The organism is Methanoregula sp., assembly GCF_028679125.1.
In the GTDB taxonomy this organism is placed as follows: Archaea; Halobacteriota; Methanomicrobia; order Methanomicrobiales; family Methanospirillaceae; genus Methanoregula.
On sequence record NZ_JAJRCG010000001.1, the window covers coordinates 264429 to 276755 of the forward strand.

A 12327-nucleotide genomic window follows, 5' to 3' on the forward strand; every position below is an offset into this window, starting at 1 on the left:
TACGAAAAAATGAGCGTGTTTCCCCGGATGCCAGAAGAGTCGGCGTTTCCCAAATTTTTTTTAAATATCCGTTTGCCAAGGCAGATTGTTATTTACTATAACGGCAGAGACTCTTTACACCAATCATGATCCCGTGGCTCAATTCCAATTTCCGGCATTTCAAACCGACCGCGGCAATCGCGATCAATGCCACGCGGCACATGAACAAGATCGAGCGGAAGAAATTATTCTCCCCGGACCTCGAACCCATGCGGACCGCCGAGGGGAGATGGTTCGAGGCAATTGTCTACGAGATGTTCCTGGATATTGCCAAAAAAACCGATGCAATCAGGTACGTTGCCATGAAAGGCGCTGATGCCCCCAACCAGCGCGAGAATGCGAAGATCGGGCAGAACGGATTATTCTATTCAAAGTACGGCGACATCACTGTACGCGGCAACGGGCAGGATCTTGCCGAGTTCGATTTTCTGCTGGTCGATGCACAAAACCATGTGGCGTTCGGCGAAGTGATCACATCCCCGTCGGACTTAAAGGAATTCGAAGTGGAGATTGCGTACAAGAAACGGCTGCTCGGGTACCTCTACGGGCAGAAGATCACGCCATTCATCCTTGTCTCCTCCATCGACCTCTCGAATTATGTTGTTGTCAAGCGCCTTGCAAAAGACAAAACCAACGCGATCATCCACACCAGTACCTGCGAGGAGATCAAAGGGCTGGTCAAGCATTACCGCCCGCGGATCATCTACAACCTGCCCGAGAACCATCCCAAGCTGATACGGGCAACCGATATCCCCATGAAACACCCGTTTGACTACAAGCGCTATCACGACGAGGTAAAAAACCATATTTTCACGGAGATCAACCGGGCACCGGGGCGCATCCGTCCCGAGATTGCGGACCAGACCGGGCAACTGGTGAAGAAGGTGCTCTATGGCGGCCTGTTTCCCCCTGCGATCAAGGCGGTCTGCGATACCTATGGCATGACCGTGAAAGGAAAGCAGATTACGCCGGAAGAGTTCCCGAAGTATTACTCGAAGGCGATCCTCGCCACCGACCTGCCCGGCTATGAACTGATCATCTACCTGCGTTCAAAGCAGAAGAAAGAATATCACAAGATGATCCAGATGAAGGACGGGCATTTCAAATTCGAACGCCCGACGCCGCCCAAGGTCGGGTTTTTCCTCTGGCTGGAATCGATCCAGCCGACACTCGGGTCACGGGTCACGCTCCAGGTTCTCGACGCGTTTACCATTCACGAGCGCCAGCGGCAGTGAACACGGGTTGATCGGGCAGTTGCGGGATTATTCCCCGGTACGATGCAATCTGTCGCAAGATCGTGACCGGGCATCCCGTCCGGGTACGAAATAAAAAAAGAAAAGGTGATTGTGTAACATTCACTAAAAGTGCGATAAACCTGAAACAAAATTTTCATTACCGCTCTTGGGGGCTCCGGCAAGCCTCCGCCCCCGCCGCTCGGGCATCCCCCGATTGCGATAGTGCCGTATTACCTGTACTTGTGTGCCCTCAATTAAGGTAATGTCGGGGCATCGCAATGCTTCCTGTCCCCCTCGGGGGACTGGCGGCGCAAGAGGGGGGCTGAATTTTTGTGTTCTCCGGTGTGCAAATCTAAAAAAACTGAATTGGCTAAATACTAACCATGGGTTAGTGGTGAAATTTACCTAATCACCAAAGAAAAAAGAGAGGTGACGGGATTCTCACTCGTCGGTCTCTCCGGTACGGATCCGGATCGATTTCTCAACAGGAATGACAAAGATCCTGCCATCGCCGATCTTTCCCGTTTTCGCTGCTTCGGAGATGGTGCTGATAAGCGATTCTGTTTCGCTAGATTTGACGACAATCTCGATCTGGATCTTGGGAAGGAGATCGACTACCATCAGGCCGCCACGATATTCGAGGGCAATTCCCTTCTGCTCACCGCGACCCTGGACTTCGGTAATGGTCATACCTTTGAAGCCTTTCTCCTCCAGTGCTTTCTTGACGAATTCCAACCGTTCCGGTTTGATGATTGCTTTTACCAGTTTCATGGATTCACTCTCCTTTTTGCTGCGCTGCAACAGGCTGTGCGAGATTGAGCCAGACATATGATTTTTCACCGGTCGCGTTGCCGGATGTTCCTGCAGCCGGTGTCTCACCCAGTGATTCACCGGTCCGGATCCGGATGACCTTCTCGACCGGCATGACAAAGATCCTGCCATCGCCGATCTTTCCGATCCGGGCAGATTCTGCGATCGTCCTGACCAGGTGATCAGCCTTATCCTGGCTGGTCACCATCTCGATCTGAAGCTTGGGGAGGAGATCTATCCTCACCAGACCTCCGCGATACTGGAGTGCAATCCCGTTCTGTTCGCCGTGTCCCCTGACTTCCGTAACGGTCATACCGCTGAACCCGTTCTGTTCGAGTGCAGTCTTCACGAATTCAAACCGTTCCGGTTTGATGATTGCCTTTACCAGTTTCATGCTGTTTCCTCCCGTCAGCACCGTTCCCCGTGCTGCGAGATGTCAAGGCCGACATACTCTTCCTCTTCGGTGACACGCAGGCCGATGGTCTTGTCGATCACTACTGCAAGGATATACGTCACGACGAATGCATAAATAACCGCCGCGAAGGCACCCGCTGCATTGGCAACGAACTGGTGCACGTTCCCCTCGATCAGGCCGGACGCACCATTGACTGCTGCGACCGCGAAGATACCGGTTGCGAGTGCACCCCAGAGTCCGCCCATGCCGTGGATTGCCCAGGCATCGAGACTCTCATCATAGCCTTTCCGGATGCGCCAGAGCATGACCGCGTAGCAGAACATACCGCCAATCGCACCGATAAGGATCGCTGTCATCGGCGTCACAAACCCGGCTCCCGGCGTAATCGCAACGAGACCTGCAACAGCCCCGCTCACGAACCCGAGGGAACTGGGTTTGCCGTTGATCCAGCTCACTACCATCCATGCCAGTGCACCGGCCGCTGCGGCAACGTTGGTGGTGACAAATGCACTTGCCGCCAGTCCGTTGGCTGCGACTGCGCTGCCGGCATTGAACCCGAACCAGCCGAACCAGAGGAGCGCTGCACCAAGGATGGTCAGGGGAATGTTGTTGGGTTCCATGGCATACTTGCCAAAGCCGACCCGTTTCCCGATGACCAGGGCAAGAGCCAGTGCGGCAAACCCGGAACTGATATGGACAACCGTACCGCCGGCGAAATCCAGGGCGCCGAACTGGGCTGCCCAGCCGCCACCCCACACCCAGTGTGCGAGCGGATCATAGACGATCGTTGTCCAGAGGAGGGCGAAGATGAGGTATGCACTGAACTTGACACGTTCAGCGATACCGGAAGTTACGATTGCCATGGTCACGGTTGCAAAGACCAGCTGGAATACCATGTATAACAGCCCGGGAATCGCACTGCTGAACGCTCCGGGTTCCATGCCCACGTTGTTCAGACCGAGATATTCAAGGTTGCCGATGAAACCCCCGACATCTGAACCGAACGCAAGCGAATACCCGATCAATACCCACTGGATGCTCACCAGTGCAAAGGCAACGAACGACAGGGTGATCATGGAGATCAGATTTTTCCTGCGCACGAGCCCGCCATAGAAGAATCCTACCGCCGGCGTCATGATCATGACAAGCGCCGTTGAGGCAAGGATCCATGCAGTTGCTCCCGAATCAATTGGCATTCAATTCACCTGTAATCTGTTTCTCATTACTTTTTTGGTTCTTAATCATTTTCCAGAGCCCGGAAGGAATGAGCTGGAACCAGCGTACCACTGCCGGATGAGAAGTCCGGTGTATCCGGGATGGTAATTCTCATTCCTGTTTCCGGTTTTTCAAGTTTGTAAGATTGTGTAATTGACAGAAGGAAGTTGTATTCCTACCCTTATAAATATTGTGTACGTGGTATCTATAATGCCGTTGAATAAAAAAATAATAATGGTTGCCCCGGATAAAACCGTATTGACAAAAAAATACAAAATTCACGGGAAGAGCACGGCCAGCCTGTCCCGGGGAGTTTCCTTTGCGGGACCGGGTACTCCGGCGTTCATATCGCCACGGGATTTTCTATTCAAACGGAAGAATGTATGTTCCGTTGTATCCGGTTTCAGGTACCGGAACATGTGCTGACCGTGAGCATTCCCCGGCAGGATCGTTTGTCCCGGGAACGGATTGCCAGGGACGCGTTGGCTACGGGTCTTTTTTAGGCCGGTGACGAACAGTCCCGATGCCGGGCCCCTTTCCTGGACAGTACCTTACGGAGATGCATGTCCATGGATACGGCGTGTGAAAAAGAATCCGGTGATACCCCGCGCCCTGGTGTATTCACGCCGGGCGGATGAAATCCTCTGCCACCATCCGGCAGAGCCGGTTGCTCTCTGCAAGGAAACGGGGAGTGTCCCGTGCGATTACGGCCTGCTGGTGCTTCCGGAGATCGTTTGACCACTCTTTGATGATCGCGCCGGTCATTTCCATGTGGAACTGGAGACCGAGTGCGTTCCGGTACGAGAAGGCCTGGTTCCTGACATTCTTCCCGTACGCGAGCAGCCGGCCCCGGTAAGGAATCCCGAAGGTCTCCCCGTGGAGCTGGAAAACAGGGAACTGTTCCGGGAATTTTGAAAAGATGCCGGATGCATCGGCTGCCCGGTTCAGCACATGCCACCCGGTTTCCCGGACGAACGGGTATACCCGTGCCCCGTGAGCAGAGGCGATCAGCTGCGCCCCCAGACAGATACCCAGTACGTTCTGACCGGTTTTTACGGATCGCCGGATGAGTTCCTTCTCCTCTTTCAGCCACGGGAATTCGTCTTCATCATTGACGCTCATAAAACCGCCCATGAAGACAAGATGGGTGGCATTCAGGGTGCGGGGAACCTCATTGATATCGTACAGCCGGAAATATTCGAACGGGATATTCCGCTCACGGAAGATCGTTTCAAGATACCCTGACGGTTCGTTTTTGACATGCTGGAAGATGGCGATCTTTGGATCCATAGCAGGCTTCCTTGTTTTTCGGTATCCCTTGAGTGGATGGGACGGGGGATATAGGGATCCCCGCTATGCCCGTTCACCATGCTGGCAGATATCCAGCCCCACATATTCTTCATCTTCGGTTACGCGGAGCCCGATCGTACGATCGATCGCCGTCGCGATAAGATACGTGACAACGAAGGTATAGGCGAGTGCAGCAAATGCGGCCACCGCGTTTGCAAAGAACTGGGAGGAGTTGCCTTCCATCCACCCGGCAAATCCCCCGATTGCCGCGGCGGCAAAGATACCGGTGGCAAGGGTTCCCCACAGCCCCCCCATCCCGTGGATCGCCCACGCATCGAGGCTCTCATCCATCTTCCGGGAGATCCGTACAAGCATCATGGAATAGCAGAGCACCCCGGCGACTGCCCCGATGAGCACGGCAACAAGCGGGGGGACGAAACCGGCGGCCGGCGTGATCGCAACCATCCCGGCAATGGCACCGCTGACCATTCCGAGCGAACTGGGCTTGCCCCGGTACCAGCTCGCAACCATCCACGCGAGCGCCCCGGCCGCTGCTGCCGAGTTCGTGTTGACAAACGCGATCACGGCGCTGCTGTTGAGCGCGAGGGCACTGCCCGCGTTGAACCCGAACCAGCCGAACCAGAGGAGCGCAGCACCGAGCAGCGCGATCGGGATATTATGCGGTTCAAGGGCATGCTCCCCGAACCCGGCACGCCGCCCGATGACGAGCGCGAGCGACAGGGCGGCAAAACCCGAACATATCTCAACAACCGTTCCCCCGGCAAAATCGATGAGGCCCATCTGCTGTGCCCAGCCGCCTCCCCATGCCCAGTGCGCGATCGGGCAGTACACGACCGTCAGCCATACCAGGCAGAAGACAATAAACGAGGAGAGTTTGATTCGTTCCGCCACCGCGGACGTGACGATGGTAATGGTCACCGCCGCAAAGAAGAGCTGGAAGATCATGAAGAGGAGCGGGGGATAGGTCCCGGCACCGGCCTCTGCACTCACCCCGGCCAGGCCCAGGTAACTCAGGTTCCCGATGAACCCCCCCACGTCAGGCCCGAACGCAAGCGAGTACCCGATCAGGATCCACTGGATGCTCGCAAGCGCCAGGCACACAAAGGAGAGCGCAATCATCGAGATAAAGTTCTTCTTCCGTACCAGTCCGCCATAAAAAAGACCGACTCCCGGGGTCATCAGCATGACCAGCACTGCCGAGACCATCAGCCAGCATGTAACGCCTGTATCCATCGCCATCGTAATCTCCGTATTGTTGTTGCGGCAGCGATCGATCGGTACCGGTCGCAGGAAGTATTCCGCGGAGCTGCACCGGGCACGTACACGTATCCACTATGCCTGCGCCCACGGGTGAGCCTTACGACTGGTACAGAACGATCGGCCGATTATTCCGGGATTACAAGTCCGAAGATCGCCGACTATTCAATAAAAATTTTTGAAAAATTTAATAGGTTGCCAGGTACCTGTCCAGTTCCCACGGGTGAACCGCGAGCCGGAAGGCATCGGTTTCCATATCTGCAATGCGGGTGAGGTTCGTCACCACATGTTCGCCGAGCGTGTTGCAGATGACCTCATCCTTGAGGAGCGCAGCATTCGCTTCGGCAAGGCTCGCCGGCAGCATCTCGACCTTCAGCCGCTTGCGGTCCTTTGCATTGAGGTGGTAGATGTTGGTGTTGGTCGATTCCGGCGGCATGATCTTGTTCTTGACGCCGTCCATACCCGCTGCGAGCATGCAGGCAAACGTGAGGTACGGGTTGCACATCGGGTCCGGGCTGCGGAACTCGGCACGGGTGCTGTTGCCACGGGCTGCGGGAACGCGGACAAGGGCAGAGCGGTTGGCCGCACTCCAGGCAAGGTAGCAGGGTGCTTCGTAGCCGGGGACGAGGCGCTTGTACGAGTTGATCGTCGGGTTCGCCACACGCGTGATGGCCCGTGCATGCTTCAGGATACCGCCGATATAGTAAAGGCAGGTCTCTGAGAGCTGCAGGTCGGCGTTTGCATCATAGAACGCATTCTTGCCGTTCTTGGAGAGCGAGCCGTGGGTGTGCATGCCGCTGCCGTTGATGCCGGCAATCGGCTTTGCCATGAAAGAGGCATGGAGGCCGTACTGCAGGGCAATCGACTTGGTCGCAAACTTGAACGTGATGACCCGGTCCGCGGTGGTCAGGGCATCGCCGTACTTGAAGTCGATCTCGTGCTGGCTGTCGGCGACTTCGTGGTGGGAGGCTTCGATCTCAAAGCCCATCTCGCTCAGGGCGAGGACCACGTCCCTCCGGACATCTTCAGCAGAGTCGGTTGGCGCGAGATCGAAGTAGGCACCATGGTCTTCGAACTCCGTGGTAGGAACGCCGTCGTACATCTTGAACAGGAAGAATTCAAGTTCGGGGCCGGTATTGAACGTGTAGCCCAGCTTGGCGGCTTCGGCCATGGTCTTCTTCAGGATGTAACGGGGATCTCCTTCGAACGGCTTGTTGCCGTACGTCTGGACATCGCAGATGAACCGGGCAACCTTTCCTTCCTGGGGTCTCCACGGGAGAACTGCATACGTACTCTGATCGGGCTTCAGGATCATGTCGGATTCTTCGATCCTGGCAAATCCTTCAATGGAAGACCCGTCAAACCAGATCCCTTCCGTGAGCGCTTTTTCCGCCTGGATGGCAGGGATCGAGACGTTTTTGGGCATCCCCTGGATATCCGTGAACTGAAGGCGGATGAATTTTACCCCGTCCGCCTCAATCCTCTTGAGCATCTTCGTTACGTCTGCTGACATAATGGAAGAATGGTTCCACCCAATCGTATTTATATTTATTTTACGTACATTATTGAGCGAATGCTCATATTCACTTTCAGGAAATGGTTACTCTAGTGGATCAACGTTCTCTGTGATAATATGTGTGGTATTATAGGTGTAATTGACCGGCGCCGCCAGTGTATGGATGGCACCAAGATAAAAGAAGCGCTCGCTTCCATGGACGAGCGCGGGAGCGGAGAGGGTGCAGGATATGTAGCGTACGGCATCTATCCGGACTACAAGGACTACTACGCGCTGCATGTCTTCTTTGATAACATCCGGGAGAACAAGGCCCCGCTCGACAACCTGCTTGAAAAATGGGGAACGATCATCCACGACGAGCAGATAAAAACCTACGAGCAGCCCGGCCTTCGCAAGGTCCACACCCCCTGGCGCTATTTCTTCCGGCCGGACCGGGGCATGATGCCCAAGAGTACCACACCCGACGAGGATATTGTCACCCATATTGTCATGAAAGTGAACAGTGAGCGGAACGGCGCCCTCATCTTCTCCTCCGGAAAGAATCTCGGTGTCTTCAAGGCAGCCGGCTGGCCGGAGGATGTCGCGAACTTCTACCGGATCCAGGACTACCAGGGCTACCTCTGGCTCGCCCACAACCGGTACCCCACGAACACGGCCGGCTGGTGGGGCGGGGCGCATCCCTTCAACCTCCTCAACTGGAGCGTTGTCCACAATGGTGAGATCACCTCCTACGGCACCAACCGGCGCTACATCGAGAGTTACGGGTACAAGTGCACGATGTACACCGACACGGAAGTCGTCGCGTACCTCGTTGACCTGCTCGTACGAAAACACGGGCTTTCCGAGAAGATGGCGGTCCGGGCCCTTGCGCCCCCGTTCTGGGACGAGATCGACCGGATGCCGGCAAAAGAGCAGGAACTCAACCGGGCGATACGCCTGACCTATGGTCCCGCCCTCATGAACGGCCCCTTTGCCATCTGCGTAGCGAACGAGAACTCGCTCGTTGGTTTCACCGACAGAATCAAGCTCCGCCCCCTTGTCAGCGGGGAGAGCGGGGACCGGCTCTTCATCTCCAGCGAAGAGGCTGCCATCCGGAGGATCGATCCGGATGTGGAAAATATCACGATGCCCAAAGCCGGCGAACCGGTGATCGGGAGGGTGATCGCATGAGCATCGGCAGCACCCCCCTGAGATTCCGGGTCACGATCGACCCGGACCGGTGCATGAACTGCGGGCGCTGTATCGAGAACTGCTCGTACGGCGTGTACCGGAAGGAGGGGGATTCTATCCGCATCAACTCGCGGAACTGTGTCGCCTGCCACCGCTGTCTCGCGTTCTGCCCGCGGGATGCAATCGAGATCGAAGAGAAACCGGGCGATTACCGGAGCCACCCGGTCTGGACCCGCGAGATCCGCGAGGCGGTCTTCAACCAGGCAAAGACCGGCAGGATCATCTCCGGGGGCATGGGCAATGCCCTGCCCTGGCCGATCATCTTCGACCGGCTCGTGCTCGATGCCTGCCAGGTGACGAACCCGAGCATCGATCCCCTGCGCGAGCCCATGGAGCTCCGCACCTATATCGGCAAGAAGCCGTCATCGCTCTCGATCCGGGAACGGCCCGGCAAGGATGTCGAACTCTTAACAAAACTCACGCCCAACCTCCAGATCGAGACCCCGATCATGATCGGGCACATGAGCTACGGGGCGATCAGCCTGCCGGCCCAGCAGGCCATGGCCCGGGCGGTCCACCGCATCGGCACGTTCATGGGCACGGGAGAGGGCGGGCTTCACCAGTCGCTCTACCCGTACCAGAAGAACATGATCGTCCAGGTTGCCTCGGGACGGTTCGGCGTCGACATCGACTATCTCGAACGCGGGGCCGCGATCGAGATCAAGATCGGCCAGGGTGCAAAACCGGGTATCGGTGGCCATCTCCCCGGCGAGAAAGTCTGCGCCGATGTTGCCTGCACCCGCATGATCCCGGAGGGCAGCGACGCGATCAGCCCGGCGCCCCACCACGATATCTACAGCATCGAGGATCTCAAACAGCTGGTCCACGGACTTAAAGAGGCAACGGAATGGAAGAAGCCGGTCTTTGTCAAGATCGCTGCGGTCCATAACACCGCCGCCATTGCCGCAGGAATTGCCCGCTCGGGGGCAGACGCCGTGGTCATCGACGGTTTCCGGGGCGGAACCGGTTCGGCACCCGTGGTCTTCCGCGATCATGTCGGGATCCCGATAGAGGCAGCTGTTGCAAGTGTCGATGCGAAACTCCGGTCACAGGGAATCCGCAACGAAGTCTCCATCATCGCGAGCGGCGGCATCCGGCAGAGTGCGGACGTGGCAAAGATCATCTGCCTCGGCGCCGATGCCGTCTATATCGGGACGTCGGCGCTCGTGGCTATGGGATGCCGGGTCTGCGGGACCTGCAACCGGGGCATGTGTGCCTGGGGCATTGCCACCCAGAAACCCGAACTGACGAAGAGGCTGGATCCCGAGACCAATGCCGTGCAGGTCGAGAACCTGATCCATGGCTGGACCCTCGAACTGGGCGAACTGATGGGAGCGGCCGGTATCAACAGCATCGAGAGCCTGCGGGGCAACCGCGACCGGCTCCGGGGCTACATGCTGGACGAGGGACTGCTGAATGTGCTCGATGTCAAGACCGTGGGGGCTTGAAATGAAGACGCTCACGATCGATGCAAAAGACATCCATTATACGCCGCTGAACCAGCAGATCCGTGCGGCCATTGCTGACGGGGCAAAGGAGATCACCCTCAACAATGTCCTCGGCCAGCGGTTCATCGGGGACGGCCTGCGGGGCGACGATGTCACGATCACCGTGAACGGCGTGCCGGGCGGGGATCTCGGGATGTTCATGAGCGGCCCCACCCTCATCGTCCATGGCAACGCGGACCATGCGCCCGGCAATACCATGGACAAGGGCAGGGTGATCATCCATGGCAGCGCCGGCGATGCCGTAGCCCACAGCATGCGGGGCGGCAGGGTGTATGTCCGGGACAATATCGGGTACCGGGGCGGCATCCACATGAAGAAGTACCTGGAGAAACGCCCCATTCTCGTGGTCGGCGGCAGCGCTCGGGCGTTCCTCGGGGAATCCATGGCAGGCGGGCTCGTGATCGTGCTGGGCCTCGGGGGCGTTCCCCCGATCGCGGAGCAGGGGGTGGGGAGCGGCATCCATGGCGGCGAGATCTTCGTACGGGGACCGGTCGACAACCTCTGTCTCGGGAACGGGACGAAACAGGCACCGGTCACGGAGGAAGAGAGGGCCATGATCCGCCCGATTATCGAAGACTTCGCGCAATCGTTCGGGATCGATTCTACCCCCCTGCTCGCAGCTGAATACACGCGGATCGCCGCAGTCAGCGCACGGCCGTTTGCGAACAAGTATACGTTGGAGTGAGAGCGATGGCACAGAAAAGTTATCTCGATCTGAAAAGCGAGGTATGGGATACCGGCATATGTTCGGGCTGCGGTGCCTGCGTGGCGGTCTGCCCGGCCGATGCGATCTCCTTTAAGGAAGGGGAGATGGTGACAAGCCCGGTCAGCAACGGTTACTGCAAGCAGGCGACCGACAGCGTCCCGTGCGGGGCATGTTACGCGGTATGTCCCCGGACAACAGAACAGCCAAACGAAGAACTCGGCGACTATCTTGAGATGGTCGCGGCAAAAGCGGCCATCGACGTACCCCACCGGCAGAGCGGCGGTGCCGTTACGGCAATCCTCGCCCATGCGCTGGATACCGGCCTCATCGATGCGGTAGTGACGGTGACAGAAGACCGCTGGACCCTCCGGCCGTCATCTGTTGTCATCACGAAATCCGATGTCCTGATCGGCCAGGCGGGCAGCCGGTACAACTGGTGGGTGCCGCTGCTTGCTGCGCTCAAGACTGCGGTGGTAGGACGGAAATGCACCAAGATCGCGGTGGTCGGCGTCCCCTGCGTTGTCCAGGCCCTTGCACGGATTCGTTCAGGCGACAATGATCTCCTCAAACCCTATGCCCGTGCGATCCGCCTCGTGGTCGGCCTGTTCTGTACGGAGTCGTTCGATTATGCGGCGCTGGTCCAGGGAAAACTCAAAGCCCGGTACAGGATTGAACCAAACGAGATCCGCAAACTGGACGTGAAGGGAAAACTCGAGATCGCAAAACAGGATGGCAGCACGACCATCGTCCCGCTCGCGGAACTGGATGACTGTATCCGGAAGGGCTGCCATTACTGCACCGATCTGACGGCCGTGTATGCCGATATCTCTGCCGGAGCCATCGGCAGCCCTGCCGGTTCAACCACCCTTGTGGTCCGGACTCCCGCGGGCAAGGGATTTGTCGACAGCGCAGTGCGGGACCATGCCCTCACCACGAGTGCGGGTATTGACGAGGCCGCCATCCGCAAACTTGCATCTGCGAAGATTAAAAGAAATTCCGGCCGGCATAAAACCCCGTAGAGACGCGGGGATTTTCTTTTTTTCCGGCCCGGTATTACCGTGAAATCCGGTGCGGGTTTTTTCCCA

General features: G+C 57.4%; 11 protein-coding genes. 5 read left to right on the forward strand and 6 right to left on the reverse strand.

The window, feature by feature from the left end:
• Positions 1–125 precede the first annotated feature (125 nt).
• Complete coding sequence (locus LUQ43_RS01480; protein WP_299963039.1) at positions 126–1274, forward strand: hypothetical protein; 1149 nt, start codon at positions 126–128, stop codon at positions 1272–1274.
• 441 nt (positions 1275–1715) lie between these two features.
• Here the strand turns inward: LUQ43_RS01480 and LUQ43_RS01485 are convergent, their stop codons facing one another.
• The 6 genes from LUQ43_RS01485 to LUQ43_RS01510 form a co-directional block, all read right to left on the reverse strand.
• A complete protein-coding gene (locus LUQ43_RS01485) occupies positions 1716–2045 on the reverse strand; it encodes a P-II family nitrogen regulator (protein ID WP_299963041.1) in 330 nt (109 codons plus the stop codon).
• Positions 2046–2049: 4 nt separating this feature from the next.
• Positions 2050–2478 (reverse strand): P-II family nitrogen regulator, encoded by a 429-nt coding sequence (locus LUQ43_RS01490; RefSeq protein ID WP_363318466.1) that lies wholly within the window; start codon positions 2476–2478, stop codon positions 2050–2052.
• A gap of 14 nt (positions 2479–2492) precedes the next feature.
• Complete coding sequence (locus LUQ43_RS01495; RefSeq protein WP_299963043.1) at positions 2493–3695, reverse strand: ammonium transporter; 1203 nt, start codon at positions 3693–3695, stop codon at positions 2493–2495.
• A gap of 640 nt (positions 3696–4335) precedes the next feature.
• Positions 4336–5004, reverse strand: a complete 669-nt coding sequence (locus LUQ43_RS01500) for a type 1 glutamine amidotransferase (protein ID WP_299963045.1) — start codon at positions 5002–5004, stop codon at positions 4336–4338.
• Between the two features lie 63 nt (positions 5005–5067).
• The gene (locus tag LUQ43_RS01505) at positions 5068–6264 is read right to left on the reverse strand and encodes an ammonium transporter (RefSeq protein WP_299963047.1); all 1197 of its coding nucleotides are present in this window, start codon (positions 6262–6264) and stop codon (positions 5068–5070) included.
• Positions 6265–6469: 205 nt separating this feature from the next.
• A complete protein-coding gene (locus LUQ43_RS01510) occupies positions 6470–7795 on the reverse strand; it encodes a glutamine synthetase beta-grasp domain-containing protein (RefSeq protein ID WP_299963049.1) in 1326 nt (441 codons plus the stop codon).
• 120 nt (positions 7796–7915) lie between these two features.
• Here LUQ43_RS01510 and LUQ43_RS01515 point away from each other — a divergent pair, with 120 nt between their 5' ends.
• From LUQ43_RS01515 to LUQ43_RS01530, 4 genes are read left to right on the forward strand one after another with little or no spacing between them, the layout of a single operon-like run.
• A complete protein-coding gene (locus LUQ43_RS01515) occupies positions 7916–8968 on the forward strand; it encodes a glutamine amidotransferase family protein (RefSeq protein ID WP_299963051.1) in 1053 nt (350 codons plus the stop codon).
• Positions 8965–10476 (forward strand): glutamate synthase-related protein, encoded by a 1512-nt coding sequence (locus tag LUQ43_RS01520; RefSeq protein ID WP_299963053.1) that lies wholly within the window; start codon positions 8965–8967, stop codon positions 10474–10476. Before LUQ43_RS01515 ends, LUQ43_RS01520 begins: the two co-directional genes overlap by 4 nt.
• Position 10477: 1 nt before the next feature.
• A complete protein-coding gene (locus LUQ43_RS01525) occupies positions 10478–11221 on the forward strand; it encodes a hypothetical protein (RefSeq protein ID WP_299963139.1) in 744 nt (247 codons plus the stop codon).
• 5 nt (positions 11222–11226) lie between these two features.
• Positions 11227–12261 (forward strand): Coenzyme F420 hydrogenase/dehydrogenase, beta subunit C-terminal domain, encoded by a 1035-nt coding sequence (locus tag LUQ43_RS01530; RefSeq protein ID WP_299963055.1) that lies wholly within the window; start codon positions 11227–11229, stop codon positions 12259–12261.
• The last annotated feature ends 66 nt before the right edge of the window (positions 12262–12327 follow it).